This window comes from Sabulicella glaciei, assembly GCF_026183895.1.
Lineage (GTDB): Bacteria > Pseudomonadota > Alphaproteobacteria > Acetobacterales > Acetobacteraceae > Roseococcus > Roseococcus glaciei.
On the sequence record NZ_JAPFQI010000027.1, the window covers coordinates 1 to 24,994 of the forward strand.

Sequence of the window (24,994 nt, forward strand, 5' to 3'; positions counted from 1 at the left end):
GCCGGCGCTGCTGCTGCGCGGGGTGCAGCCGCGCCTCGCCGCGCCGCTGGCCGCCGCGCCGGCGCTGCGGGTCGAGGCCTGGGTGACGCCGCCCGCCTATACCGGCGCGCCGCCGGTCTTCCTGCCGGCCGGGGGCGGCTCGGCCACCGTGCCGGCCGGGTCACGGCTGCAACTCGCCGTGTCCAACGCCGCCTCGCCCGCCGTCGAGGGCATCGCGCTGCAGCCGCTCGGCGGCACCTCCCATGGCGGCGAGGCGGTGCTGGAGGAGGGCACGCGCGTCACGCTGCGCGACGGCGGGCGCGAGGTGGCGACCTGGTCGCTGGCGGTGCAGGGGGACGCGCCGCCCGTGGCGCGCTTCCCGGAGGCGCCCTCGCGCGCCCCGCGCGGCCTCGGCATCCGCCTGCCCTGGCAGGTGGAGGATGATTGGGGCGTGCTGGCGCTGCGGGCGGAGATCCGCCTCGCCGCGCGCCCGGACGCCGCGCCCGTGGTGCTGGACGTCGCCCTGCCCGCCGCCGCGCCGCGCCAGGCGCGTGGGCAGATGCCAGCGGAGCTGTCGGCGCATCCCTGGGCCGGGCTGCCGGTCACGCTGCGCCTCGTGGCGCGCGACGGGGCGGGGCAGGAGGGCCTGTCGGAGGAGGCGTCGCTCGAATTGCCTGAGCGTTCCTTCAACCACCCGGTTTCCCGCGCGATCATCGCCGTGCGCAAGGCGCTGTCCGTCGCGCCGGGGGAGCGGCTGGCGGCGATGCGCGCCCTGGACCGCATCGTGGCCGAGCCGGAAGCCTTCGAGCACGACGCCGCTACGCAGCTTTCGCTCCGCACCGCCCGCACCCAGCTGGGGCGCGACCGGCGGGAGGAGGCGGTGGGCGAGGTGCAGGAACTCCTCTGGGAAGCGGCGCTGGCGCTGGAGGAAGGCCGCGACGGCCGCACCGCCCGCGCCCTGGCCGAGGCGCAGGAAGCCCTGCGCGAGGCGCTGGAGCAGAGCGAGCGCGAGCCGGGCGACCAGCAGGCGCGCGAGGAGCTGCGCCAGCGCATCGAGGAGCTGCGCGAGGCGATCCGCCGCCACCTGGAGGCGCTGGCGGAAAGGCTTCAGCGCGAGAATGCCGAGGCGCTGCCCTATGACCCGCAGCAGCGCATGATGGACGGGCGCGACATGGAGCGCCGCACCCGCCGCATGGAGCAGGCGGCGCGCGAGGGCCGCACGGAGGATGCGCGGCGCGAGCTGGCGGAGCTGGAGGAGATGCTGCGCGCCTTGCAGGAGGGACGTGTCGCGCGGGGCGAAAGTCCGCAGCGACAGGGCCAGCGGCAGCGCGGCCAGCAGCAGATGGGCGCCGTGCAGGACTTGCTGCGCCGCCAGACGGAAATGCTGGACGGGGCCCAGCGCCGCGCCGACGAGGAGGATCGCCGCCGGTCGCAGACCCGCCGCAACCAGCCCCCGCCCCCCGCGGACCCGGAGGCGGAGCGGCAGCGGCGCGAGGAGGCGCGGCAGCAGCGCGCCCTGCGCCGCGCCCTGGGCGAGCTGATGCAGCAGCATGGCGACCTGACCGGCGAGGTGCCGGAGGGGCTCGGCCGCGCCGGCCAGGCGATGCGCGACGCGCAGGAGGCGCTGAGCCAGGGCGGCGATGCCCGCCCCTCGCAGCAGGAGGCGATCCGGCGGCTGCAGGAAAGCGGGCGGCAGATGGCGCAGCAGATGCAGCGCCAGTTCGGCGGCCAGGGCGAGGGCGAGGGCGGCGACGACATGACTGGCGAGGCCGAGAACGGCAGCCAGGACAGCGAGCAGGAGATGGGCGAGGGGCGCGACCCGCTGGGCCGCCGCGGCCGCGAGGCGACGGGGCAGGCGGATAACGGCTCCGACACCCGTGTTCCGGACGAGGCCGAACTGCTGCGCACCCGCCGCCTGCAGGACGAGCTGCGCCGCCGCGGCGCCGAACGCGCCCGCCCGGCGGAGGAGCTGGACTACATCGACCGGCTGCTGCGCCGCTTCTAGGGACGCAGCGGGCCGGTCAGCGCCTTCCGGCGAAAACTACGCCAGCAGGCTCCAGGCTTCCGGCTGGGCCGGCAGGCTGCCTGACCAGAGCCGCGTCGTGCCGCCCATCTCCCACAGGCGGTACTCGCCCTCGCCGGAGCGCCACAGGATGTCGGCGCGGTCGTCGCCGCTGTAGTCAGCGACGGCGGCGAAGCTCCACCCCGCGCCCGGGCCGTCCAGCGTCGCCTCGGCGCGCCGCCCGGTCTCGTCCAGCAGCCACAGGCGCAGCCCGGCCTCGGCCGGGTCCCACCAGAGGAGGTCGGCGCGGCCATCGCCGTCGAGGTCGCCCGAGCCGACGAAGTCCCAGCCGGCGTTGCGCGTGCCGAGGAAGACCGTGTCGGTGATCGCGAGCCCCTCGCAGGCCCAGAAGAAGACCTCGCCGGCCGGGGCGCAGAAGATCTGGTCGGCGCGGCCGTCGCCGGTGGCATCGGCGGCGGACAGCCATTCCCATCCCGCGCCCAGCCCGGCCGCAACCCCGCCTCCCAGCGTGAGGAATCCGGCTTCCGTCGCGGTCCAGCCGGCGAGGAACCCCGTCTCGTGCTGCCACAGGATGTCGGCGCGGCCATCACCATCCAGGTCGGACAGGGCGCGCACCGTCCAGCCCTCCACGATGCCCAGATCCACCGTGGTCCAGGCATCCGCGATGCTGACGGTGAAGCGCAGGCTGCCATCCGCGCCGCGCCACAGCATGTCGGCGCGGCCATCGCCCGACCAGTCGCCGGTGGCCACCAGCGTGTCGGTGGCGCCGATCGCGGCGCCGCCCGGCGCGAAGCCGGACACCGCCTGCACGCCGTCGCCATGGAGGCGCCAGATCTGCAGCGCCCCGTTGCCGTCGCGGAACAGCAGGTCGCCATAGCCGTCGCCGGAGAAATCCGTGGGCCGGGCCATGCCCATGGCGCGCAGCCCGTCCAGGAAGACCAGCGTCTCGACCGAGGACAGGTGGTCCACCCCCTCGGCGGAGGAAACGCGGATCGTGCCGTCGGCCAGGCGCTCGATCGTCGCATCGGCGCGGTTGACGCCGAAGATGGCGAAGTCGCGCCCGACGCCGCCGTCCAGCTGGTCATTCCCCTCGTTGCCGATCAGCGTGTCCTTGCCGAAGCCGCCGCGCAGCGTGTCATGGCCGCCGAAGCCGATCAGCAAGTCGTCGCCCCAGCCGCCATCCAGCATGTTCGCCTCGGCCGAGCCGCGCAGGTCGTCGCCCGCCGCACCGCCGAAGGCGTGGCGCAGCGCGCGCTCCGCCGCCAGGGTGACGGCGACGCCGCCCAGCGTTCCCGTGCCGGCCGACAGGTCGAGCACGACGCGGCCGGTCATCGGCGCGGCGTTGATCGTGTCCACCCCCGGCGCGCCCAGCACGGCGCGGCCCAGGTCCGCCGCGACGGCGGTGGCGAAGTCGTCCGTGTAGATCGCCTGGGTGCGCAGGTCGGCGGCCGGGACCGTGCCGAGGGAAGCCGCCCACAGGGAGTCGCCGGTCAGCAGCAGCGAGGCGCCGTTGAAGGCGCCGCCGACCCCGCCCTCGTTGGTCGCGACCTTCAGCGTCCAGGTGCCCACGGCGCTCTCGCCCCAGAAGCCCGGAGTGCCAAGCAGCGAGGGGCCGGGCCAGGGGGCAGGATTCGCGTAGTCCGGCTCCCAATCCGCATTCGGCTGGAAAAGGTTGCCGGAGGTGGTGAGGAGGCGGATCGCCGTGCCCTCCGGCGAGATCAGCGTGACGGTGAGGTCGGAGGGGCGTGCGGCGCTGAGGTCCAGCGTCAGCTCGAGCGCGTTGAGGCGAAAGCCGGGCTGCGCGCCCGTCGGCTGCAGGATGTCGAAGGTGACGATGAGCGGCGTGCCCGAGGCGAAGCTCGCCCCCGCCGCGCCCTTGGCCTGGGTGACGGAGGTGACGAGGTTGTGCTCCGTGCGCTGCGCCGTCCAGGTTTCGGCGAGGCGGATGGCGGCGCCGGCATCGGCCAGGCCGAAGCCGTAATCATGCGAGAAGTTCAGGCCGCCGCCATTCTTGTTGCCCGCGGCATTCTCCAGCCAAGGCGTGCGGTGCCAGCTGTCATGGCCCGCCGTTCCGGCGAGCGGGTCGGTGATCCGCGCCGTGTAGGCCAGGATCTCCATCACGTCGCGGTAGCCGAGGGCGGGATTGGCCTCCAGCATCAGCGCGACCACGCCGGCAATGGTGGGCGCGGCGGCGGAGGTGCCGTTGAAGCCCGTATAGGCGGCGCCGTACCGGGCCGGGTCGGTGTTGTAGCCGTTCACGGTCCCGACGCGGTCGGTGGAAACGACGCTGTCGCCGGTCAGCAGCAGGTCGTCGCCCGGCCCGCCGAAGCCGGAGATGAAGAGGTTGCCGCCCGGGTTGCTGTAGGAGGAAACGACGCCGCGATTATCCACCGCGGCCACGGCGACGGTGAAGCGGCTGGCGCTGAACGCCTCCGACCCGCCATCGGCCGGGGAGGGGGCGCCGAGCTCCAGCCGCTCATTGCCGTTGCTCTTCAGGATGATGCCGCCGAGGCCGCCGCGCCCCTCGCGCGCCACGGCTTCCAGCGCGGCGATCGAGCCGCCCTCGGGCGCGAAGCCGATGGAGGTGCCGAAGGACGCGTTGAAGATCGCGGCCCCGTCGACCAGGCCCTGCTTCAGGGCGTCCGGGATCCCGGCGGCGTTCTCGCCCAGCACGCGATAGGAAACGATGCGCGCATCGGGGGCGATGCCGGTCGCGCCCGTGAGGTTGTTGCCCGTCGCGGCGATGATTCCCGCCACCGAGGTGCCGTGATTGTCGCCCTCCGAGCCCCGGCCCGGCGCCACGGGGAGGCCGCCGGCGAGGTTCGGGTCGCCCGGAACCGGGGCGCCGGCGGGCCGGGTCCAAATGTTGGCGAGGAGGTCGGGGTGGGTCTTCTCCACCCCCTCGTCCATCACGGCGACGAGGATGTTGCGGCCGCTCCAATGCCCCCAGGCGTCGAGCAGGCGAAGATCCACGCCGGGCGTGCCACCGGCCTGGCCGGTGTTCCGCAAATGCCAGGCGAGCGGAAAAAGGGGGTCGTTGGGCGTCGCGGTGAAGGGCACGGATTTTTCCTCCAGGCACCTTGTCGCAGCGTTGGTCTGCCCCTTCCAGATCAGGGATTTACCGGAGGGCGCCCCGGACCGCGTCCTTCGTGGCCATTCCGATCCGCGCGGCGAGGGCCTGCGGGTCGAGATGCCCGCGCACCCGCAGCACGGGACAGCCGGCGGCGCGCCCCGCCGCCTCGCCCGCATCGCTGTCCTCGACGACGAGGCAATGCTCCGGCGCGGCGCCGCACAGCGCGGCGGCACGGAGGTAGAGGTCGGGCGCCGGCTTGGGGCTCGCCACATCCTCGAAGGACAGGACACGGCCGCCGAAGAAGCGGAGGAAGCCCAGCGTTTCCAGCTTCAGCCTCAGCTCGATGCGCGAGGAGTTGGAGCACACGGCCATCGCCATGCCGCGCGCGGCCAGCAAGCCGAGGCTTTCCGCCGCGCCGGGAATGGGCTGGAGGGCGCGCGTCAGCTCCGCCTGGATGTCGCGCGACAAGGAATGCGCCCAGCCCGGGGGCAGGGGGCCGGTGCGGCGCTCGATGCGCGGGATCATGTCGGGCAGGGCGATGCCGAGGAATTCGTGCTCCGCCTCCTCGGCCGTCATCGCCCAGCTGCGCGCCGTCAATGCGCGTGCGACGATCTCGTTCACCAGGCCCTCGCTGTCGGCGAGCACCCCGTCGCAATCGAGGAGGACGGCGCGGATCAGGCAGCTTTTCTTTCGGTGGCGCGGGCATGCGGGCAGTCGCGATGCTCGCGCGGGCATTGCCGCGCGCCGGCGAAGGAACAAAGGGCGCGGCCCGATCCCCGCGCGCGCTCCACCAGCCCAGCCAGGGCGGCGATGAAGCCCGCGTCGCTGTTCTGCGCCGGAACGCGGAAATAGCCGGGAATGCCGAGCTTCTCCGCTTCCTCGCGGTATTCCACGTCCAGCTCCACCAGCGTTTCCGAGTGCTCGGACACGAAGGCGATGGGGCAGATCAGCACGGCCGCCTTCTCGTGCGCCGCGCGCTCGATCTCGTCCTCCGTGGAAGGGCCGATCCATTTCTGCGGCGTGACGCGCGACTGGTAGCAGGTGACGTGGTCGAGGCCGGGCTCGTCCAGCGCCCGCAGCACGGCGGCGACGGTCTGCTCCACCTGCCACTGGTAGGGATCGCCTGCCTTCACGATGCTTTCGGGCAGGCCGTGCGCGGAGAACAGCACGCGCAGCTTCGCGCCTCCCGGCAGCTTCGCCCGCGCCTCCTCCAGCGAGGCGCGCAGGAGGCGCGCGGTGGCGGCGGCGTAGCCCTCATCCGAATGGAAGCAGCACAGCGTGGTGGTGGGCACGTCGAGCCCGATTTTCCGGCACGCCTCCTCCCAGGCCGCGACGCTGCTGCCCGTCGTGGTGGTGGAGTATTGCGGGTAGAGCGGCACGAGAACCGCCTCGTCCGGCGCCCAGTCCTTGGCGGCGCGGGCGGCCTCCTCGCTCATCGGGTGCCAATAGCGCATGGCGACGAAGGACCGGTACTCGGCCTCTCCGCCCCCGGCGTTCAGCGCGGCGTCGAGGCTTCGCGCCTGCTCCACCGTCAGTTCCAGCAGCGGCGACTTGCCGCCGAGCACCGCGTAGTTCTCCTGTGCGGGCGCGGTGCGGCGCCAAGCGATCAGCCGGCCCAGCCAGGGACGCACGAAGCCCGGCACGCGCAGGATGGCCGGGTCGGTGAACAGGTTCACCAGGAAGGGGCGCACGCTCTCGGCCCGATCCGGGCCGCCGAGGTTGAACAGGATCAGGGCGACGCGGCGCGGCTTCTTGGGGGGCATGGGGGGGAGATACCCCCGCGCGGGCGCAAATCAAGCCGCGCGGATGATCTCCAGCAGGCGCTCGACATGCGGGATGGGGGTGGGCTGCTCCACCCCGTGGCCCAGGTTGAAGATGTGCGGCCGCCCGCGCATGGCCTGGAGGATCAGCCGCGCCTCCACCTCCATCGCCGTGCCGCCCGCGATCAGCGCCTCCGGGTCGAGATTGCCTTGCAGGGCGATGTTCTCCGGCACGTTCGCCGCGGCCCAGGCCGGCTCCATACCCGTGTCCATCGCCACGGCCTGCATCCCGGCCTCGCGCGCGTATTCGGGCAGCAGCGCCCCGGCGAGGCGCGGGAAGCCGATCATCGGCAGGTCCGGATAGGCCTCCCGGACCGCCGCGCGGATGCGGCGCGCCGGCCCGATCACCCAGCGGCGGAAGGCGGAGGGCGGCAACTGGCCGGCCCAGGAATCGAACAGCATCAGCGCCTCCGCCCCCGCCTCGGCCTGGGCCAGCAGATAGGCGATCGTCGCCTCCTCCAGCCGGGTGAGGATATCGGCGAAAAGCTCCGGCTCGGCGTGCATCATGCGGCGCGCGAGGTGGAATTCGCGCCCGCCCCGCCCCTCGATCATGTAGCAGCCCACCGTCCAGGGCGCACCGGCGAAGCCGATCAGCGTGACGCCGGGGTGGTCGCGCTCCAGGATGGCGCGGGTGCGGCGCACCGTCTCCATCACCGGCGCCGCCTTTGCCGTGGCCCCCGCCACGTCCAGCGCGTCGAGCCCGGCGCGGTCGGTGATGGGCGGCAGGCGCGGCCCCTCGCCCTCCACGAAGCGCAATTCCTGCCCCATGGCCCAGGGCACGACCAGGATGTCGGAGAACAGGATCGCGGCGTCCATGCCGTAGCGCCGCACCGGCTGCACCGTGACCTCGGAAGCCGCCTCGGGATCCAGGCACAGCGCCATGAAGGAGCCGGCCCGGGCCCGCACCTCCCGGTATTCGGGAAGGTGCCGACCCGCTTGGCGCATCAGCCAGACCGGAGGGGGCGACACGGCCTCGCCGGCCAGGACACGGAGCAGGGACTTATCCGACATGCCCGGGCTTATCCTTTCAAAAAGGAAAAATAAGAAGGGTGTAGGTGGTTGTTGGGGGGTGTGGATAACGGGGATGCAGCCTGTCCCCGGCTTGTCCACAGCGTCATCCCCAGAAGCGGCAGGGGAAGAAGCCCAGGCCCGTGGCGGGTTTCGCGGCGATGGCCGCGCCATCCACAACCCTGCGGGGGATTCCATCCCGCGGTGGAAGATTTGTGCCGGTTGTCCCCGGCTTCCCCCGTGCCCTGGCGGAAGGGCGAAAGAGTCCCCACAATCCCCATTCCTTTCCCCAGCCCGTCCACAGGCCCCCCATGCCCGGCCGAAACACCAACCTGCACCTCGTCAGCGACAGCACGGGCGAGACGCTGAACTCCATGGCCCGCGCCGTGCTGGCGCGGTTCGACGCGCCGGGGGTGATCCAGCATCGCTGGTTCCTCGTGCGCTCGCGCCTCAACCTCGACCGCGTGATCGAGGGGATCGAGCACGAGCCGGGGCCGGTGGTCTTCACCCTCGTGGATTCCTCCCTGCGCCATTCGCTGGAGGAAGCGTGCCATCGCCTCGGCGTGCCGTCGCTTTCGCCGCTCGACGCGATGACCGACATGCTTCAGGCCGAGATCGGCGCGCGGGCCAAGGAGCGGCGCGCGGCGCAGCACGTGATGGACGCGGACTATTTCCGCCGCATCGACGCGATGCACTACGTGCTGAGCCACGATGACGGCCAGGGCACGGCCGGCATCCGCCATGCCGACCTCGTGCTGGTGGGGGTGTCGCGCTCCTCCAAGACGCCGACCTGCTTCTACCTCGCCAACCGGGGCATCAAGGCGGCCAACATCCCGCTCGTGCCCGGCGCCTCCCTGCCGCCGGAGCTGGAAAACCCGCCCTGCCCGGTGATCGGGCTAACCATCGACGCCGGCTCGCTGATCGACATCCGCCGCAACCGGCTGAAGATCATCGGCGCCGGCGGCGTGCGCCAGGGCGAGAACGAATACGTGGACCCGGACGCGGTGAAGGCGGAGATCCTGGCGGCGCGCCGGCTCTGCTCCTCGCGCGGGTGGCCGGTGATCGACGTCACCCGCCGCTCCATCGAGGAAACGGCGGCACTGATCCTGCAGCAGGTGGACCTGTGGCACGCGCGGCGGAACGGCACCGTCACGCCCAAGCCGGAAGACCCGGCGGCCGCCATCATCGGCGCCCCGGCCGAGGGCGCGCGTGTCGTCACCCATTCCACCATCCCTTCCAACCCGGCCCGCCGCGGCGGATGAGGCTGATCCTCGCCTCGCAGAGCGCCGCGCGGCGGCACATGCTGGAAGCGGCCGGGCTGCGCTTCGAGGCGCTGCCCGCCGCGGTGGACGAGGAGGCGATCAAGGAGGGCGCGCAGGCCGAGAAGATCCCGCCCGCCGATGCCGCGACGCTGTTGGCCGACGCCAAGGCGGCGCGCATCGCCCGCAAGCACCCGGACGCGGTGGTGATCGGCGCCGACCAGCTCCTGGTCTGCGGCGGCGAATGGTTCAGCAAGCCCGAGGACCTCCAGGCGGCGCGGCGGCAATTGCTGCGGCTGCGCGGGCACCGGCACGAATTGGTGACCGCCGCCGTGGTGTGGCGCAACGGCGAGCGCGCCTGGCACCACGTCGCCACGCCGCGCCTCGTCATGCGCGACTTTTCCGAGGCCTATCTGGACGCCTATCTCGCGCGCGAGGCGGAGCACGTCACGCGCTCCGTCGGCGCCTACCGCATCGAGGGGCCGGGGATCGGGCTGATGCGCGACGTGCAGGGCGACCATTGGGCGATCCTGGGGATGCCGCTGCTGCCCCTGCTGCACTACCTGCGGGATTCCGGGGTGATCGAAGCCTAGGCTTGCGGCCGCGCGGCGCGCAGCTCGTCGCGGATCTCCGCCAGCAGCTTTTCCGTCGGCGTCGCGGCGGGCGGCGCCGCCTTGCCCAGCTCCTTCAGCCGCAGCGCGGACAGCACCCGCACCACCCAGAAGATCGCGAAGGCGACGATCACGAACTTGATGATGGTGTTGACGAAGCGTCCGATCGCCAGCACCGCCGCCCCGCCCTCGCGCGTCGCTTCCAGCGAGGCGCGGCGCTCGCCGCTCAGCACCACGAAGACATTGGAGAAATCCACCCCGCCCACCAGCAGGCCGATGATCGGGTTGATCAGATCCTCCACGAAGGAGGTGACGATGGTCGTGAAGGCCGCGCCGATGACGAGGCCGACCGCGAGCTCCACCACGCTGCCGCGCATGAGGAAGGCCTTGAAGTCCCGCAGCCAGACGGGTTCGCGGACAGGAAGGTCGAGCGCCATCTCGGGAAGGCCTCCATCGGACCGGCCGATCCTATCATCGGAGAGAAGGAGAACGCGGAAATCCTGGGCGTTGCCGCCCAGGACCAGCAGGGCGGAACCCGCCTAGCTCGAAGGCTGTTCCACCGCGACCCGCGCGCTGTCCGCCGGCTCCGGCGCGTCGCGGTCGAGCCAGCGATGCAGGATGCCGCCCATCACCGCGCCCATGATGGGCGCCACCCAGAACAGCCAAAGCTGGCCCAGCGCCGCGCCGCCCACGAACAGCGCCTGGGAGGTGGAGCGCGCGGGATTCACCGAGGTGTTGGTGACGGGGATGCTGATCAGGTGGATCAGGGTGAGGCACAGACCGATCGCGACCGGCGCCAGCGAGGCGGGCGCGCGGCGCGAGGTGGCGCCGAGGATGACGAGCAGGAACAGCCCGGTCAGCACCGCCTCGGCCAGGAAAGCGGAGGACATGGCGTAGCCGCCCGGCGAGTTCGCGCCATAGCCATTGGCCGCGAAACCGCCCAGCTCGAAGCCCGGCTTGCCGCTGGCGATGCCGTAGAGGATGGCGGCGCCGCACACCGCGCCCAGCACCTGCGCGGCGATGTAGGGCAGCGCCTCGCCGGCCGAGAAGCGCCCGGCGGAAACGAGCCCGAGCGTCACGGCGGGATTCAGGTGGCAGCCCGAGATGTGCCCGATGGCGAAGGCCATGGTGAGCACGGTGAGGCCGAAGGCGAGAGACACGCCCAGCAATCCGATCCCGACCTCGGGAAAGGCGGCCGCCAGCACGGCGGAACCGCATCCACCCAGCACCAGCCATGCGGTGCCGATGAACTCCGCCGTGAGCTTTTGAGGGGACATCGTGATCATCTCCTGTCGCGCCATTCTGGGCGCGAACCGAAGGCAACCATGCTGGCACATGCAGATGAAATGTAAATTTGTGTATATTTCGCGGCCGGACCTTTGGTTGACGTGGTGCTATTCGCCAATATTTAGGAGGGCCCCTTTGACCCTCGCCGCCTGGAATTGCCCGCGGAACAGCAGCGCCATCAGGCCCAGCCACACCACGTTCAATCCATAGGCTGCGGCGAGGTGGCCCCACTCGGCGCGCCCCTCCAGCAGCGCGGCGCGCATCCCCTCGAAGACATGGGCGGCGGGCAGGGAATAGGCCACCGGCTCCAGCCAATCGGGCAGGATGGAGACGGGGTAGAACACGGCGGCAAACGGGGTGAGGCCGAAGAGGATGCTCCAGGCCAGCGCCTCCGCCCCCGCGCCGAAGCGCAGGATCAGCGCGGTGACGCCCATCGCCACCGCCCAGCCCATCATCACCAGCGCGGCGAAGAACAGCACCAGCATCGGCCCCAGCCGCAGGATGTTGAAGCTGTACAGGAACCAGGCCAGCGCCATGGCCGGGATCACCGCGACCAGCGTGCGCAGCACCGACAGGGTCATCAGCCCTGCCACCAGCTCCCACGGGCGCAACGGCGACACGAAGATGTGGCCGAGGTTGCGCGACCAGATCTCCTCCAGGAAGGAGATGCTGAACCCCATCTGCGAGCGCAGCGCCGCCTCCCACAGCAGCACGCCGCCGAGCAGGACGCCCGCAGCCGCCGAGGCGACGTTGTTCTGCACCCCGGCGAGGTAGGCGGTGATGAAGCCCCACACCACCATCTGCAGCACCGGCCAGTACATCAGCTCGATCAGCCGCGGCGGCGAGCGGCGGTAGAGGGCGAGGTGGCGATACACCAGCCCCCAGACGCGGCGGGTGGAGGAGGCGCCGTTCATGCCAGCGCCTCCTCGGCCCGCGTGCCGCGTGCGATGTCGAGGAAGACCTGCTCCAGGTCGTCGCGGCCGTAGCGCGACAGCAACTCCGCCGGCGTGCCGCGATCCACCGCCTTGCCCTGCTTGAGCATCAGCACCTCGTCGCAGAGCCGCTCCACCTCGGCCATGTTGTGCGAGGCCAGCAGGATGGCGCAGCCCGTCTCGGCCCGGTACGCCTCCAGCCGCGAGCGAACCCAGTCGCCCGTGTCGGGATCGAGGCTCGCCGTCGGCTCGTCCAGCAGGAGGAGGTCGGGGCGGTTGATCAGCGCCTTGGCCAGCGCCACGCGGGTCTTCTGCCCGGCGGATAACTGCCCCGCCGGCCGGTCCAGCAGATCGGCGAGCTCCAGGTCGCGCGCCAGTTCCGCGATACGCGCGGCGAGGCGCGGCACGCCGTAAAGATGGCCATAGACGCGCAGGTTCTCCTCCACGCTCAGCCGGTGCGGCAGGGCGATGTAGGGCGAGGAGAAGTTCATCCGCGCCAGCGCCGCGAAGCGGTCCGTCGCCATGTCATGGCCCAGCGCGACGACGCGCCCGGCGCTGGGCACCAGCAGGCCGAGCAGCATGGCGATGGTGGTGGTCTTGCCGGCGCCGTTGCCGCCCAGCAGCCCCAGGGTGCGGCCGCGCCCGATGCTGAAGGACAGGGAATCGACGGCAGGGGGGCGTCCCGGCGCGTAGCTCTTGCTCAGCGCCTCGACGGTCAGGGCGAGGGTCATGGGGTGGGAAATGCGCCCGGACCCCGGAAGTGTCACCCCAGGAACAGGGCGCCGCAGAAACGGGTGATGCCGCGCCGCCAGCCCCAGGCCACCGCGGCCGGGCGGTCCGCGTCCAGCAGCACGATGCCATCGCGCGCCTCCGGCAGGGAGGCGTCCAGCGCCGCACGCTCCGCCGCGCCGAGGGCGAGCAGCGCGGGCTCGAAGCGCAGGCGCAGCAGCGGGAAGCCCTGCCGCGCCAGCGGCAGGGACCGGCATTGCGCCGGCGTGACCGCGTCCAGCCCCAGCGCCCAGCCGCGCGCGCCGGCGAACCGGCGCAGCCGGGCAAGGCGCCCCGGTTCCGCCAGCGCATCCTCCATCGGCACGGCGACGGCGAGGTCGGCGCGCCCGAGCGGGCCCAGCAGGGCTTCGAGGCGCAGGAACTCCCCCTCCTCCAGCACCGCGAGGGACAGCGACAGGAGGAGAGGGCCAAGCTGCCGCGCCTCCTCCGGCCGCGCCAGCCCGGCCAGGGCGCGGCGCTCCGCCTCGTGGCGGAACCGACGGCGCTGCGAAGGGGTGGGCGCGGTGCCGGGCAGCAGGAGGCGCCACAGCCCTTCCGCGTCCAGCCGCAGCGCCTCCTCCGCCGGGCGGGGCTCCTCCTCCCCGGGGCCGAGGCGCCATTGCGGCCGGCGGCGCAGATGCGCGGCGAGGTCGGCGTGACGAAGGCCGCGCAGCGCCGTTTCCAGCTCCGTTGCCGAAGGGGGCGGCAGGGCGGGCGGCGGCGCCTCGGCGGGTGGCCTGGCGTCGAGGCCCAGCGCCGTTTCCACCGCCGTCAGCAGCGTGGCGGCCTCGGCGGGAAGCCGCAGCAGGGCGGCATGGGTGTCGAGCAGCGCTTCCGGCAGGAGGCGGGCCAGCGCCTCGCGCGCCTCGGCCAGATGCTCACCGGGCGGTGGCGAAAGCGCGACGAGGTCGCCGCCCGGCAGCGTAAAGAGCCGGGCGCGGGTGGGACGCAGCACCGGCGCCATCGCCTCGCGCAGCAAATGGCGGTGCCGGTCCTCCCGCCCGTCGCGCGGCAGGGCGGAAAGGCGCAGATGCAGCGCCCGCCGCTCCACCCCCGAGGCGGCGCAGTCGCGCAGCAACGTCGCGAGGGCGAGGGCGTCGCGCCACGCCTCCGCCGTGCCGGTCCGCGCATTCATGTCGCGGCTTCGTGCAGGGCGTCGCGCGGCGCCCAGGCGGGGCGCGGGCCGAGCAGGACGAGGCGCTGCGGCAGCACGGCCGGCGGGACCGGGCCGGGCGGGGCCAGGGCCCAGGGCTCGCCCCCATCCATCCAGCCCAGCGCCTCCGCATCCGGGCCGATCAGCCCGTGGTCCCAGCCGGAGCGCGCGAGGACGTCGCGGCGTGCCCGCAGCGCCGCCGGGCGGGACAGCGCCACCAGCGGCAGCACCGCCACCGGGGCGCGCCCCCCGCTTCCGCCCTGGCCGCCGGGCGCATCGGCGCGATCCTCTTCCGGGCACTCGAGGAACAGGCGCAGCCCGGGCCGCAGCGGGGGCGGGTCATGCGCCAAGCCGCGCAGCAGGGCGCGGCAGGCCTCCTCCCGCTCGCCGGCACCGGGGGACAGGAGCTGGCCCCACGCGACGCCTTCCGCGTCCAGGAGGAGGCGCAACCGTGGAAGGACGGGCGGCGGGGGCGCGGGCGACGGGGCGAGCAGGGAAGCGCCACCCTCCGGCAGGGCAAGCAGGCGGGGCGGCGCCCCTCCCAGCCCGGCGATGAACCCGGCGGCGCGGCGCGCCGGCGCCTCCGCCGCGCCCACCAGCGCCCAGCCCCCGCCGGGCAGGGGCAGGAGGACGCCGCCCGCGGACCAGGACGCCTCCTCCAGCAGGGCGCGCGCGAGGGCGCCATCGGCCGCCACGGCCAACGTGCCGGGCGGTGCCGCCGCGAGGGGCTGGTGGAGGGGATCGGGGGCGGGCGTCGTGGCAGGATGGGTCATGGGCGGGCGCGGTCCCGGCGGAACGGCCCTTCTGGCCGCGCCATGTGCCTATCGCGACGCTGGTTAACGCAGCCTTGCGCCCGCCCAGGTTGCCGAACCGGCCCCCGCTGGGCTACGCGGGGCCCATGCCGCACGACACCAGCGCCCCGCCCCAGCGCGAGGCGAGCACGCCCAGCGAACTGGCGGAGGCGGTCAAGGCGCTGGGCCGGGCCACCGTCCTGGTCGTCGGCGACGCCATGATGGACCGCTACGTCTACGGCCATGTCGGCCGCATCAGCCCCGAGGCGCCCGTTCCCGTGCTGTCGGTGGAGCGCGAGGTGGCGCTGCCGGGCGGCGCGGGCAACGTGGTCCGCAACCTCACCGCGCTGGGTTCCGCCGTCGCCTTCGTGTCCGTGATCGGGGACGATGCCGCGGGTTCCGACCTCACCGGGCTGATCGGCGGGCAGCCGCGCGTCGAGCCCTGGCTGCTGGTGCAGGGCGGGCGGCTGACCACGGTCAAGACGCGCTTCCTCTCTGCCGGGCAGCACATGCTGCGCACGGATCACGAGCAGCCCTCGCCCATCCATCCGCGCCTCGCCGACCGCATGGTGAAGATCGCCTCCGACGCGGTGGCGGTGACGACGGTCCTGGTGCTGAGCGACTACCGCAAGGGCGTGCTGGCGGGCGACATCCCGGGACGGCTGATCCAGGCGGCGCGGGACGCCGGGCGCCGCGTCATCGTGGACCCCAAGGGCGGCGACCACGGCCGCTTCGCCGGCGCTGACCTCATCATCCCCGAGCCGGAGGAGCTGAGCCACGCCACCGGCCTGCCGGTGCGCGACGAGGCGAGCACGGCGGAGGCGGGGCGCGTGCTGATGGCGGCGCATGGCTTTGGCGCCGTGCTGGTGCCGCGCGGCGCCGAGGGGCTGACGTTGGTGCGCCCCGAGGGCGTGCTGCATTTCCGCGCCGAGGCCAATGAGGTGCACGACCCCGCGGGGGGCGGCGACGCGGTGGTGGCGGTGGTGTCCGCGGCCCTCGCGTCCGGCCTGTCGCTGGAGGCGGCGGCGCGCCTCGCCTCGCTGGCGCTGGGCATCGTGTCGCGCAAGTCGGGCATCGCCCTGGCGCGTGCGGATGAGCTGCTGGAAGGGCTGACGCCCGGGCGCAGCGCCCTGCGCAAGCTGGTTTCCCTGCCGCTGGCGGTGGAGGTGGTGGAGCGCTGGCGCCATCGCGGCTGGCGCGTCGGCTTCCTCCATGCCGCCGAGCCCTGCCCGGGATCGGTGACCGAACAGGCACGGCGCTGGTGCGACCGGCTGATGGTGGGCGTGGAGCGCGAGGATGAGGGCGCGGTCCTGCTGGCCGAGCGGCCGGAGGTGGACCTGATCACCGTGTGCGGCGCGCCTGGCGAGGAGATGCTGCGCCTCCTGCGTCCCGACGTCATGGTGTCCTGCGACACGGACGGGGCGCTGGAGCGCATCCTCGGCGAATGGGGCGGGGAGCTTCGCCCCTCGCCCTGAGGGGGATCGGGAAGGGGCGGACCCCTTCCCTTCCGTTCTTCAGCTCTGCGCGTCGGGCGACAGCACGTTGCAGGCGCCGTTGCGCCGCAGGCGCTCGCAGGCCTGCTGGGCGTTGTTCTGGCTCAGCCCCGTCACCCGGGCGCGGAACAGGGTGGAGCGGCCGACCTGCACCGGGGTGACGGCGACCTGCCCGCCCGCCGTGCCCTGCGCGGCCTGCGCGGCGGCGCGCGCCTGGGTCGGGTTGTTGAAGGCGCCGACCTGCACCGCCCAGGACCCGGCGCTCGTGGCCACCGCGGGGCGGAAGCTGGCGGGAAGCGTGCCCGCCTGCGCGACCGAGATGAAGCCCAGCGTGCGCGGCGGCAGGGGCTGCGCGCTGGTGGGCGCCGCAGCCTGGGCGCGGGCGGTCACCCGCGCGGCGGGCGGCGGCAGCGGCGCCGACGGCGGGGCGGTGAAGGAACCGCCCAGGGCGGCGGTCTGGAACGGCGCCTCGCTGCGGGCATTGCTTTCCGCGAGGCGCACGGCGCCCTCGGGCGTCGAGCCGTCGGGGATGGGGTCCATGCGCGCCACGACGATGCGGCCATCGGGCAGCACGTCGCCAGAGGGCGCGGCATAGGCGCCGCCGCCGGACTCGGCCAAGGCGCGCCCTTCCGCCTCCGCGAGGCGGATCGCGCCCTGCGGCGTCGAGCCGTCAGGGATGGGCTCCATCGCCACCACGCCGCCGCGCGACGCGGGGGCCGGGGCGGCCGCCATCATGCGGGGGCCGGAGCTGGGCTCGGGATCGGGGAGGCGGGCGTATTGCGCGTTGCCCTCGCGGATCGCCTGCTGCTCGGCGATGGCGAAGCGGGTCGTGCTGTCCATGCGGCGCGGGCCGGGCGGAACGCGCAGCGGGATCTCGGCGGCCGCGTAGACCTCGGACGGCGCGCGGCGCACGGGCGAGGAGCGGATGACGCCAGGCCCGACGCGGGCGACGTAGTTGCGAGTCTCGGTGGGCAGGCCGCGCGAGTTGTAGAGGTAGTCCTCCAGCCGGCGCGGGCCGGCATTGTAGGCCGCCAGAAAGGCCGGCGAGCCGTAGAGGTCGTACATCTGCCGGATATAGGCGGTGCCGGCCATGATGCTGTCATAGGGGTGGTAGGGGTCGTCGCCGAGCCCGTGCCGGGCCTGGAGCTCCCGGTAGGTGCCGGGCATGACCTGCATCAGCCCCATGGCACCGACCGGCGAGGTGGCGGTGGCGCGGCCGCCGGATTCCTGGCGCATCACCTCGCGGATCCAGCCCTCCGGCACGTCGAACCGGCGCGACGCCTCGCGGATGTAGGGCCCCCAGGGATCGGTGCGTGGCCCGGGCGGGTCGTAGGAGCGGGCCTGCGTGTAGCTGCCGGACGACCGTGTCGTCGGGGCCTGTCCCCCGCCCCCGCAAGCGGCCAGGAGGCCCAGCATGGCAAAAGCCGCCACCGGCCGGGCCACCGCCTTCGCGTTCCATCGGCGCATCGTCGAAATCCCCCATTTGTCGCGGCCGCCGCTTGGTCCCGGTTGCCAATTCCCCCTGGCATCCGGCGCGTCGGCCCCAGGCCGCCCTTCCCAAGGACGGCCGCAAGCTCCCGACCCTAGACGCGGCCGGGGGGCCGAGTCCAGCGTCGGGCGGCTACGGGCTGGCACCGGGGAGCGATGCGACCCTCACCGGTCTTCCGCGAGCGTGTGGGCAACCAGGGCGTTGGCGTGGCCGTGACCCAGGCCGTGCTCCTGCTTCAGCCAGTTCACCAGGGCCATGTGCCCGCGCTCGGGATGGGCACGGATTAGCGCCTGCCATTCGCCGATCGGCCGGCCGTATTTCTTCTCGATGGAGGGAAAATACGAGGCCGGGCCCTTTGCAGGCGCCGGGGACTCCGGGGCCCGCGCCATCACAGCTCCTCCTGCACGATGACGTTGCTGGGATGGATGCAGACGAGCCGCAGGCTTCCCGCGCCGATGTTGAGGAAGCGGTGCGGGACATGGGCCGGGGCGACGACGATGTCGCCGGCGGAGGCCCGGTGTCGCTGCTCGCCGACCGAGAACTCCGCCTCGCCCTCGCGGACGACCCAGGTTTCCGGGTAGGGGTGGCGGTGCAGGCTGGACCCCGTGCCCGGCGCGCTGTCGGTCAGGAACATCGAGACCGGCGCGCCGAAGTCGCGGCCCTGGAAGCGGACGGTGCGGCTTTGCCCCGGCGCGGCTTCGCGGTGGCGCCTCACGCGGACCATGCCCATCGGACTCTCCTATTGTCTTTGCGTGAAGATACTTGCGGGGCAGATATCTTGGCGTCAAGACAATCCCCTTGGTGCCAAGATATGGCGTGCCATCCGCCGGAAGCGGTAATCCCGGCGGCTCGGAAGACGATGGGCGGGCGAAGGGTGAAGGATCACGTCGACAGGCTGCGCGAGCAATGGGCACGGGAGATCCCCGGCCTCGACACCGAGCCCATGGCGATCCTGGGCCGGGCGCTTCGCCTGACGCTGCTGCTTCGAAACGGCATCGAGCAGGACTTCGCTGAGTTCGGGCTGGATCGCGGCGAGTTCGACGTGATCGCGACCCTGCGCCGCGCCGGGCCCCCCTACTGCCTCACGCCGACGGATCTGTACTCGACGCTGATGATCTCCTCCGGCGGCCTGACCCACCGCCTCGGACGCCTGGAGAAGGCGGGGCTGATCCGGCGCGAGCCGTCGCCCCAGGACGGGCGAAGCGTCCAGGTCACGCTGACCGATGCGGGAATCGGCCTGGCGGAGGAAGCCTTCCGGCAGGACATGGCGAGCGAGGCGAAGCACCTGGCGCATCTGACGCCGAAGGAGCGCAAGGCGCTCGCGGGATTGCTGCGGAAGCTCCTGTCGGGGGTGGAGGGCGAGGCCGGGCGGACGCGGTGAGCGAAGACCGGCCCCAAAGGGCGGCCGGGGGCGGGATGGGCGGCCACCGAAGGGTTCTGGCACCGGCAGGCGACAGGACGTAGAATCCGCGGCATGCCCGGGCGCCGACGCCGGGCGCCCAGCCAAGGAAACTTCGATGCCGCGTCCGTCCCACCTCCTGCTCCTGCCCGTCGCCCTCCTCGCGCTCTCCGCCGCGGCCTGCGCGCCGCAGGCGATGAACAGCACCGTCCCCACTTACGCGGTCGGCCAGGTCGGGCGGCTGGAATATGGCACCATCGTCGGCGCGCGCCCGGTGAACCTGCAGGCGCCCAACACCGGCATTGGCGGCGTGACCGGCGGCGTCGCGGGCGGCGTGATCGGCTCCACCATCGGTGGCGACTGGCGCGCTCGTGCGGTGGGCGGCGTGCTGGGCGCGGCATTGGGCGCCGTGGGCGGCACGCTGATCGAGGGCGCGGCCGGCGCCGGCCAGGGCGTCGAATTCGTGGTGCGCCTCGACCGCTCGGGCAGCGACGTCACCGTGGTGCAGACCAACGAGGAAGGGTTCCAGGTCGGCGAGCGCGTCGCCATCTCCCTGGGCGACCGCGCGCGGCTGATCCGCGCCGCCGGCCCGGCCCCCATGGTCCCCACCCCCGTCTGGCGCTGAGCGGGCATTCCCGCCGGGGCGGCGAGGCCGTATCGTCCGCCGCCCCCGCTGGAGCCCGAACGCCGTGAACGCCGCCGACCCCGCCCTGCTCATCGATTCCACCGCCCGCGCCGCGCGCGCGGCGGCCACGAGCCTGGCGCGCGCCCCGGGTCCGGCCAAGGACGCGGCGCTGCGCGCGGCCGCCGCCGCGATCCGCGACCAGTCGGCGGAGATCCTGTCGGCCAATGCCGCCGACCTCGCCGCCGCGACCGGCCTGTCGGACTCCTTCACCGACCGCCTGACCCTGAACCCCGCGCGGGTGGAGGCGATGGCGAAAGGGCTGGAGGAGATCGCCGCCCTGCCCGACCCGGTCGGCCGCGTGCTGGCGGAATGGACGCGGCCCAACGGCCTCGCCATCCGCCGCGTCGCGCAGCCCCTGGGCGTGATCGGCATGATCTTCGAAAGCCGCCCCAACGTCACCGCCGATGCGGGCGGGCTGTGCCTCAAGGCCGGCTCCGCCGTGATCCTGCGTGGCGGCAGCGAGTCCGCGAACTCCGCCCGCGCGATCGCGGCCTGCCTGCGCGACGGGCTGCGCGAGGCCGGGCTGCCCGAGGATGCCATCCAGCTCGCCCCGACCCAGGACCGCGCCTTCGTGGGCGCCATGCTCGGCGCCGCGGGGCTGATCGACCTGATCATCCCGCGCGGCGGCAAGGGGCTGGTGACGCGGGTGATGCGCGAGGCGCGCGTGCCCGTCCTCGCCCATGCCGAGGGGCTGTGCCACAGCTTCGTCCACCGCGCCGCCGACCCGGAGATGGCGCGGCGGGTCGTCGCCAACGCCAAGATGCGCCGCACCGGCATCTGCGGCGCGACCGAGACGCTGCTGGTGGACGCGCCCGTGGCGGAATCCCTGCTGCCGCTCCTGGTCGCCGATCTCGCGGCGCTGGGCTGCGGCTTCAAGGCCGATGCGGGCGCCCGCGCGATCTGCCCCGAGCTCCCCGCCGCAACGGAGGAGGATTTCGCCACCGAATGGCTCGACGCGATGCTGAGCATCGCGGTGGTGGACGGGGTGGAGGGTGCCTTGGCGCATATCCGCCGCTTCGGCTCCGAGCACACGGAGGCGATCATCACGGAGGATGCGGCGGCGGCGGAGCAGTTCCTGGAGGGGCTGGATTCCGCCGTGGGGCTGTGGAACGCCTCCACCCAGTTCTGCGACGGCGGCGAGTTCGGCTTTGGCGCGGAGATCGGCATCGCCACCGGCCGCATGCACGCGCGCGGCCCGGTGGGGCTGGAGCAGCTCTGCACCTATCGCTACCGCGTGACGGGGAACGGGCAGATCCGGCCCTGACGCGCCCTTCCCTCCCATTCCTGCGCGCGGCAAGCTGCGCGCGGGAAACCGGAGGAACGTCCTTGCGCCGATTGCTTCTCGCTGCCGCCGCTCTCGCCTTCGCGGCGCCTGCCTTCGCCGCCTGCCCCGACGACGCGGCGGTCCAGGGCCTCGCGCGCTCGCTGCTGGCGAACCAGCCGGCGCAGCCGCTCACGGGCATGACTGGCCTGCCCGACGGGCAATGCGCGCAGGACCGGCTGGTCGCCATCCTGTCGCGCGAGTGGGGCCGTCCGGTGGGCTACAAGGTCGGGTTGACCAATGCGGCGGCGCAGCAGCGCTTCGGCGTCTCGCACCCCGTCACCGGAATCATCTACGAGGCGACGGTGCGCAACCGCTCGGGCGCCGAGGTGCCGGCCCGCTTCGGCTCCGTGCCGACGGTGGAGGCGGACCTCATCGTCCGCGTCTCCTCCGAGGCGATCAACGACGCGCGCGACCACATGGCCGTGCTGCGCGCCATCGACCAGGTGATCCCCTTCATCGAGATGCCGGACCTCGTGCTGGCGCAGGGCATGGACGGGCCGAACCTGCTGGCGATCAACGTGGGCGCGCGGCTCGGCGTGGTGGGCGAGCCGATCCCGGTGGAGGCGAGCGAGGATTTCGCCCGCCGCCTCGCCGCCATGACCGTGGTCCTGGAGAATGGCGAGCGCGAACTGGCGCGGGCGCCCGGCACCGCGCTGCTCGGCCACCCGCTCAACGTGCTGCCCTGGCTGGCGCAGGACCTCGCGAGCCGCGGGAAGCGGCTGCGCGTCGGCGACCTCATCTCGCTCGGCGGCTTCTCGCCGGCCCTGCCGACGGAGGCGGGGCGCACCTACACCGTGCGCTACGAGGGGCTGATGGCCCAGCCGGTGAGCGTGGCCGTGCGGACGCGTTGAGGCGCATCGGGCTGCTGGGCGGGTCGTTCAACCCCGCCCATTCCGGGCATCGCCACGTCGCGGAGGTGGCGTTGCGCGCGGCGCGGCTCGACCAGGTGTGGCTGCTCGTCTCGCCGGGCAATCCGTTGAAGCCGCGCGCAGGCATGGCGCCGTTCCGCGAGCGCCTCGCCTCCGCGCGGCGCATCGCCGACGGGGTGCGTATCGTGGCGTGCGACCTGGAGAGTCGCCTGGGCACGCGCCACACGGTGCGGACGCTGGCGCGGCTGCGGCGGCGCTTCCCGCGCCTCCTGTTCGTGCTGGTGATCGGCGCCGACAACATGATCCAGCTGCCGCGCTGGCGCCGCTGGCGCGAGGTGCTGCGCCTGGCCCCGCTGGCGGTGCTGCCCCGGCCGGGCTACACGCGCCGGGCGCTGCGCGGTCCGGTCGCCTCCGTCCTGCGGCACGGGCGCCGTCCACCGGCGCTGTTGCGCCAGGGCGGCGAATGGGCGCTGGTGCCCGCCGCCGAGCGCAGCATTTCCGCCACCGCGATCCGCTCGGGCGCGTTAGGTTAGACACGAGGTCAGGGAGGCCGCATGGCGCGCAGCACCGACGATTCGAAGCCCCGCAAGCCGAGCGCGTCGCGCACGGCGAGGCCCGCGGCCGCGCCCGCCAAGCAGGCCGGCGCCAGCCGAACGCCTTCCGGGCGGCCGAAGGCCGTCAAGGCGAAGTCCAGCCGGACGGCCACCGCCAAGGCGCCGGCCAAGCGCGCGGGCACGACCAAGACGGCGGCGAAGCCGGAGCGCGCGCGCCTCGCCCCCACCACGGCCGATGTGCGCGCCACACCGCGCAGCCGCGCCGCGAAGCCGGAGGCAGCGAAGCCCGCGCCCGGCCCCGCCAAGGACACCAAGGCCGCTTCCGCCGCGGGGCCTCGCCCGCGCGCCGCGCGACGCAAGGGCCCGCCCGCCGATCCCGGCCGACTGGACCGGCTGGTCGTCGCCGCGGTGAAGAGCCTGGAGGACGACAAGGCCGAGGACGTGACGGTGCTGGACGTCACCGGCCGCGCCTCCTTCACCGACCGCATGGTCATCGCCACCGGCCTCGCCGACCGGCAGATCCAGGCCATGGCCGCGCATCTGGACGAGGCGCTGGGCAAGGAAGGGCTGAAGCTGCGCAAGGACGCGGTGCAGGCGAGCGAGGACTGGGTGCTGATCGACGCGGGCGACCTCGTCATCCACCTGTTCAAGCCGGAGGCGCGGCTGGTCTACGACCTCGAGAAGATGTGGGGCCCCGACTCCCCGCTCGGCGAGGCGGGCCCGGGCGAGGTGTCGCCGATCTGAAGGCGCGCCTCCTCGCCGTCGGGCGGTTCAAGGCCGGCGCGGAGGCGGCGCTTTTCGCGCAGTACAATGCGCGGCTGCGTCCGCCCCTCACCCTGCAGGAATTTCCGGAAGGGCGGGGCGCGCCGACCGAGATCCGCGCGCGGGAAGCGCAGGCCATCCTTGCCGCCCTGCCGCCGCGCGCCCTGCTGGTCGCGCTGGATCTGGGCGGGCAGGCACCCTCCTCCGAAGCGCTGGCGCGGCTTTGCGCCCGCTGGGAGGAAACTGCCCGGCCGGTCTGCTTCGCCATTGGCGGCGCGGAGGGGCTGGACCCCTCGGTGACCGCGCAGGCAGAGGCGGCGCTGTCGCTCGGCCCGCTGACCTGGCCGCATCTGCTGGTGCGGGCGCTGCTGGCGGAGCAGCTGTTCCGCGCGCAATGCATCCGCGCGAACCATCCCTATCACCGGGAATGGCGGCCGGGGGGCTGAGGCCCCCCAAACAAAAACGCTCCGGCCCTTGTGGGGCCGGAGCGCTCTGTCTGGACCCCCGGGGGGAGGGTCCAGCGGGGGGGACTGTTCAGACGGCCTTGCGGCGCACCAGGCCGAGGCCGAGCAGGCCGGCGCCCAGCAGGGCGAGGCCAGCAGGAGCCGGAACCGGGGTCGGCGCGGCCAGGGAGAGCGCGAAGAAGGTCTCCGGGCCGCCGGTGGCGTTGTTCAGCGTCGCCAGCAGGCCGATGCGGTTGGTGCCGTCGTTGAAGTACTGTTGGGCGTCGGCCGCCTGCTGCGCATCGAGGCGGAAGGCGAAGCCCGAGTTGCCAGTACCCGTGAAGGTCTGGGGGAAGTCCACCGAGGCGAAGGCGCCCGAGTTCCACAGGGCGGTGCCGGTGGAGCTGTAGATGGTCATCACCAGGTTGGACAGGGTGATGCTGTTCGCAGCGGCGTTGCCGGGCTCCTGGGCATTGAGGACGATCCGCAGATCCGCCGCCGTGATCGGGGCAAGGCTGCCGATGGCGACCGTCTTCGTCTGCGAGGCGCCGGTCAGGGCGTCGCCGGTGCGGACGTCCTGCGTGCCGTTCCAGCTGACAGCGCCGGTCTCGGACGTGCTGTTGCCAGGCGACTGCAGGGTGAGAACCGTCGGCACGTTGCCGAGACCCGTGCCGGTGAGATCGATGGTGCCTGCATAGATCAGCGAGGCGTGCGAGGGCAGCGCGAAGGAAGTGGCCAGAAGAGCGGCGCAGGCGGCTGTCTTCAGAAAGTTCATTTCAAGTCTCCCAAATTTTCCCGGCAGGCCCGAAGCTTTGGGCTGCGTCGCGTGGACTGGTCTATGCCGAAGACTAAGCAAGAGCCGTGCCAGGATCGGGAATCGAGGGTTTGCAAGGAGTTGAACCCATCAAGCCAGCCATTCAGCGAGGACCGTAAAGAAATCCGACTCCATCCTTGCGAATAATCGTAATCCAGCGATGATCCGCCGTGGGCGCGCCGAATCTCACAAAAGACAAGCCGCTGCGGGAGTCACGAAAAGGCAGTTCGCCTGACGGACCCGCCTCTAGGCCAGGGCAATGCGTCGAGAAGCCGCGCGCTCCTTTCGAGGCACGATGTCAGCCACCGCGCGTGATGCGACCAGGAAGGCTGGACTCGCTTCCGCCGCGAAGCACCCCGCTCCGCAGAGCGGCACCAAGCTGGGGCTCTGGTTGGAATGATTTCCGGCGGGTTCTGCTGCTGTAGGCGTCAAGGGATGCCGGGACGCGACAAGCGGGG

The 24,994-nt window shown here is 73.1% G+C and carries 25 protein-coding genes; 11 read left to right on the forward strand and 14 right to left on the reverse strand.

Annotated elements, in window-relative coordinates; genetic code table 11:
* A partial coding sequence (locus OF850_RS21125; RefSeq protein ID WP_301592312.1) for a DUF4175 family protein occupies positions 1–1,984 on the forward strand: 1,984 nt, incomplete at its 5' end.
* Positions 1,985–2,020: 36 nt separating this feature from the next.
* Here the strand turns inward: OF850_RS21125 and OF850_RS21130 are convergent.
* Genes OF850_RS21130 through hemE form a run of 4 tightly spaced genes read right to left on the reverse strand, consistent with a single transcriptional unit; the run spans position 2,021 to position 7,906 of the window.
* Positions 2,021–5,062: a S8 family serine peptidase gene (locus tag OF850_RS21130; protein ID WP_368044715.1), complete on the reverse strand. Its 3,042-nt coding sequence runs from the start codon at positions 5,060–5,062 to the stop codon at positions 2,021–2,023.
* A gap of 58 nt (positions 5,063–5,120) precedes the next feature.
* Positions 5,121–5,810: an HAD family hydrolase gene (locus OF850_RS21135; protein WP_408906485.1), complete on the reverse strand. Its 690-nt coding sequence runs from the start codon at positions 5,808–5,810 to the stop codon at positions 5,121–5,123.
* On the reverse strand, positions 5,750–6,838 hold the full coding sequence (gene hemH, locus OF850_RS21140) for a ferrochelatase (protein ID WP_301592314.1): 1,089 nt from the start codon (positions 6,836–6,838) through the stop codon (positions 5,750–5,752). The genes OF850_RS21135 and hemH overlap by 61 nt, the downstream gene beginning before the upstream one ends.
* Positions 6,839–6,868: 30 nt before the next feature.
* Positions 6,869–7,906 (reverse strand): uroporphyrinogen decarboxylase, encoded by a 1,038-nt coding sequence (hemE, locus tag OF850_RS21145; protein WP_301592315.1) that lies wholly within the window; start codon positions 7,904–7,906, stop codon positions 6,869–6,871.
* A gap of 308 nt (positions 7,907–8,214) precedes the next feature.
* On the opposite strand from hemE, the gene OF850_RS21150 reads away from it, so the two are divergent.
* Both OF850_RS21150 and OF850_RS21155 read left to right on the forward strand, forming a co-directional pair.
* Entirely contained in the window at positions 8,215–9,165 is a 951-nt protein-coding gene (locus tag OF850_RS21150) for a pyruvate, water dikinase regulatory protein (protein WP_301592316.1), read from the forward strand.
* The gene (locus OF850_RS21155; RefSeq protein WP_301592317.1) at positions 9,162–9,755 is read left to right on the forward strand and encodes a Maf family protein; all 594 of its coding nucleotides are present in this window, start codon (positions 9,162–9,164) and stop codon (positions 9,753–9,755) included. The genes OF850_RS21150 and OF850_RS21155 overlap by 4 nt, the downstream gene beginning before the upstream one ends.
* Here OF850_RS21155 and mscL read toward each other — a convergent pair.
* The 6 genes from mscL to OF850_RS21185 form a co-directional block, all read right to left on the reverse strand.
* Positions 9,752–10,210 (reverse strand): large conductance mechanosensitive channel protein MscL, encoded by a 459-nt coding sequence (gene mscL, locus OF850_RS21160; protein WP_301592318.1) that lies wholly within the window; start codon positions 10,208–10,210, stop codon positions 9,752–9,754. The genes OF850_RS21155 and mscL overlap by 4 nt on opposite strands.
* A 102-nt stretch (positions 10,211–10,312) precedes the next feature.
* Complete coding sequence (aqpZ, locus tag OF850_RS21165; protein WP_301592319.1) at positions 10,313–11,050, reverse strand: aquaporin Z; 738 nt, start codon at positions 11,048–11,050, stop codon at positions 10,313–10,315.
* Between the two features lie 117 nt (positions 11,051–11,167).
* Positions 11,168–11,974, reverse strand: coding sequence for an ABC transporter permease (locus OF850_RS21170; RefSeq protein ID WP_301592320.1), 807 nt, complete (start codon positions 11,972–11,974; stop codon positions 11,168–11,170).
* Positions 11,971–12,723 carry an ABC transporter ATP-binding protein gene (locus OF850_RS21175; RefSeq protein WP_301592321.1) on the reverse strand — a complete coding sequence of 251 codons (753 nt, stop codon included), beginning with the start codon at positions 12,721–12,723 and terminating at the stop codon, positions 11,971–11,973. The genes OF850_RS21170 and OF850_RS21175 overlap by 4 nt, the downstream gene beginning before the upstream one ends.
* 32 nt (positions 12,724–12,755) lie before the next feature.
* Positions 12,756–13,895 carry a hypothetical protein gene (locus OF850_RS21180; protein WP_301592322.1) on the reverse strand — a complete coding sequence of 380 codons (1,140 nt, stop codon included), beginning with the start codon at positions 13,893–13,895 and terminating at the stop codon, positions 12,756–12,758.
* Positions 13,892–14,686 (reverse strand): hypothetical protein, encoded by a 795-nt coding sequence (locus OF850_RS21185; RefSeq protein ID WP_301592323.1) that lies wholly within the window; start codon positions 14,684–14,686, stop codon positions 13,892–13,894. The genes OF850_RS21180 and OF850_RS21185 overlap by 4 nt, the downstream gene beginning before the upstream one ends.
* 125 nt (positions 14,687–14,811) lie before the next feature.
* Here OF850_RS21185 and OF850_RS21190 point away from each other — a divergent pair, with 125 nt between their 5' ends.
* Positions 14,812–16,179: a bifunctional heptose 7-phosphate kinase/heptose 1-phosphate adenyltransferase gene (locus tag OF850_RS21190; RefSeq protein WP_301592324.1), complete on the forward strand. Its 1,368-nt coding sequence runs from the start codon at positions 14,812–14,814 to the stop codon at positions 16,177–16,179.
* A gap of 39 nt (positions 16,180–16,218) precedes the next feature.
* Here the strand turns inward: OF850_RS21190 and OF850_RS21195 are convergent, their stop codons facing one another.
* The 3 genes from OF850_RS21195 to OF850_RS21205 form a co-directional block, all read right to left on the reverse strand.
* Positions 16,219–17,664 carry a lytic transglycosylase domain-containing protein gene (locus OF850_RS21195; protein ID WP_301592325.1) on the reverse strand — a complete coding sequence of 482 codons (1,446 nt, stop codon included), beginning with the start codon at positions 17,662–17,664 and terminating at the stop codon, positions 16,219–16,221.
* A gap of 186 nt (positions 17,665–17,850) precedes the next feature.
* Positions 17,851–18,075: a DUF4287 domain-containing protein gene (locus tag OF850_RS21200; RefSeq protein ID WP_301592326.1), complete on the reverse strand. Its 225-nt coding sequence runs from the start codon at positions 18,073–18,075 to the stop codon at positions 17,851–17,853.
* A complete protein-coding gene (locus OF850_RS21205; protein ID WP_301592327.1) occupies positions 18,075–18,416 on the reverse strand; it encodes a cupin domain-containing protein in 342 nt (113 codons plus the stop codon). The genes OF850_RS21200 and OF850_RS21205 overlap by 1 nt, the downstream gene beginning before the upstream one ends.
* A 144-nt stretch (positions 18,417–18,560) precedes the next feature.
* On the opposite strand from OF850_RS21205, the gene OF850_RS21210 reads away from it, so the two are divergent.
* The 7 genes from OF850_RS21210 to OF850_RS21240 all read left to right on the forward strand — a co-directional run bounded on the left by OF850_RS21210 (position 18,561) and on the right by OF850_RS21240 (position 23,725).
* The gene (locus tag OF850_RS21210; protein ID WP_301592328.1) at positions 18,561–19,067 is read left to right on the forward strand and encodes a MarR family winged helix-turn-helix transcriptional regulator; all 507 of its coding nucleotides are present in this window, start codon (positions 18,561–18,563) and stop codon (positions 19,065–19,067) included.
* Between the two features lie 136 nt (positions 19,068–19,203).
* Positions 19,204–19,710, forward strand: a complete 507-nt coding sequence (locus OF850_RS21215) for an outer membrane lipoprotein (RefSeq protein ID WP_301592329.1) — start codon at positions 19,204–19,206, stop codon at positions 19,708–19,710.
* Positions 19,711–19,774: 64 nt separating this feature from the next.
* A complete protein-coding gene (locus OF850_RS21220; RefSeq protein WP_301592330.1) occupies positions 19,775–21,034 on the forward strand; it encodes a glutamate-5-semialdehyde dehydrogenase in 1,260 nt (419 codons plus the stop codon).
* Between the two features lie 62 nt (positions 21,035–21,096).
* Positions 21,097–21,945 (forward strand): 2-keto-4-pentenoate hydratase, encoded by an 849-nt coding sequence (locus OF850_RS21225; protein ID WP_301592331.1) that lies wholly within the window; start codon positions 21,097–21,099, stop codon positions 21,943–21,945.
* Entirely contained in the window at positions 21,942–22,496 is a 555-nt protein-coding gene (locus OF850_RS21230; protein ID WP_301592332.1) for a nicotinate-nucleotide adenylyltransferase, read from the forward strand. The genes OF850_RS21225 and OF850_RS21230 overlap by 4 nt, the downstream gene beginning before the upstream one ends.
* 21 nt (positions 22,497–22,517) lie before the next feature.
* Positions 22,518–23,261, forward strand: a complete 744-nt coding sequence (gene rsfS, locus OF850_RS23805) for a ribosome silencing factor (RefSeq protein ID WP_368044716.1) — start codon at positions 22,518–22,520, stop codon at positions 23,259–23,261.
* Entirely contained in the window at positions 23,258–23,725 is a 468-nt protein-coding gene (locus tag OF850_RS21240) for a 23S rRNA (pseudouridine(1915)-N(3))-methyltransferase RlmH (protein WP_301592357.1), read from the forward strand. Before rsfS ends, OF850_RS21240 begins: the two co-directional genes overlap by 4 nt.
* Positions 23,726–23,813: 88 nt before the next feature.
* Here OF850_RS21240 and OF850_RS21245 read toward each other — a convergent pair whose 3' ends face one another.
* The gene (locus tag OF850_RS21245) at positions 23,814–24,497 is read right to left on the reverse strand and encodes a PEP-CTERM sorting domain-containing protein (RefSeq protein ID WP_301592333.1); all 684 of its coding nucleotides are present in this window, start codon (positions 24,495–24,497) and stop codon (positions 23,814–23,816) included.
* Positions 24,498–24,994 lie beyond the last annotated feature (497 nt).

Excerpts from the sequence above, each read along its gene's own strand:
- OF850_RS21170 (WP_301592320.1), bottom strand. The coding sequence starts at position 11,974 with ATGAACGGCGCCTCCTCCACCCGCCGCGTCTGGGGGCTGGTGTATCGC.
- OF850_RS21245 (WP_301592333.1), bottom strand. The coding sequence starts at position 24,497 with ATGAACTTTCTGAAGACAGCCGCCTGCGCCGCTCTTCTGGCCACTTCC.
- OF850_RS21190 (WP_301592324.1), top strand. The coding sequence starts at position 14,812 with ATGCCGCACGACACCAGCGCCCCGCCCCAGCGCGAGGCGAGCACGCCC.
- OF850_RS21135 (WP_408906485.1), bottom strand. The coding sequence starts at position 5,810 with ATGCCCGCGCGAGCATCGCGACTGCCCGCATGCCCGCGCCACCGAAAG.
- hemE (WP_301592315.1), bottom strand. The coding sequence starts at position 7,906 with ATGTCGGATAAGTCCCTGCTCCGTGTCCTGGCCGGCGAGGCCGTGTCG.
- OF850_RS21175 (WP_301592321.1), bottom strand. The coding sequence starts at position 12,723 with ATGACCCTCGCCCTGACCGTCGAGGCGCTGAGCAAGAGCTACGCGCCG.
- OF850_RS21180 (WP_301592322.1), bottom strand. The coding sequence starts at position 13,895 with ATGAATGCGCGGACCGGCACGGCGGAGGCGTGGCGCGACGCCCTCGCC.
- OF850_RS21195 (WP_301592325.1), bottom strand. The coding sequence starts at position 17,664 with ATGCGCCGATGGAACGCGAAGGCGGTGGCCCGGCCGGTGGCGGCTTTT.
- OF850_RS21155 (WP_301592317.1), top strand. The coding sequence starts at position 9,162 with ATGAGGCTGATCCTCGCCTCGCAGAGCGCCGCGCGGCGGCACATGCTG.
- hemH (WP_301592314.1), bottom strand. The coding sequence starts at position 6,838 with ATGCCCCCCAAGAAGCCGCGCCGCGTCGCCCTGATCCTGTTCAACCTC.
- rsfS (WP_368044716.1), top strand. The coding sequence starts at position 22,518 with ATGGCGCGCAGCACCGACGATTCGAAGCCCCGCAAGCCGAGCGCGTCG.
- aqpZ (WP_301592319.1), bottom strand. The coding sequence starts at position 11,050 with ATGTCCCCTCAAAAGCTCACGGCGGAGTTCATCGGCACCGCATGGCTG.
- OF850_RS21200 (WP_301592326.1), bottom strand. The coding sequence starts at position 18,075 with ATGGCGCGGGCCCCGGAGTCCCCGGCGCCTGCAAAGGGCCCGGCCTCG.
- mscL (WP_301592318.1), bottom strand. The coding sequence starts at position 10,210 with ATGGCGCTCGACCTTCCTGTCCGCGAACCCGTCTGGCTGCGGGACTTC.
- OF850_RS21205 (WP_301592327.1), bottom strand. The coding sequence starts at position 18,416 with ATGGGCATGGTCCGCGTGAGGCGCCACCGCGAAGCCGCGCCGGGGCAA.
- OF850_RS21150 (WP_301592316.1), top strand. The coding sequence starts at position 8,215 with ATGCCCGGCCGAAACACCAACCTGCACCTCGTCAGCGACAGCACGGGC.
- OF850_RS21215 (WP_301592329.1), top strand. The coding sequence starts at position 19,204 with ATGCCGCGTCCGTCCCACCTCCTGCTCCTGCCCGTCGCCCTCCTCGCG.
- OF850_RS21185 (WP_301592323.1), bottom strand. The coding sequence starts at position 14,686 with ATGACCCATCCTGCCACGACGCCCGCCCCCGATCCCCTCCACCAGCCC.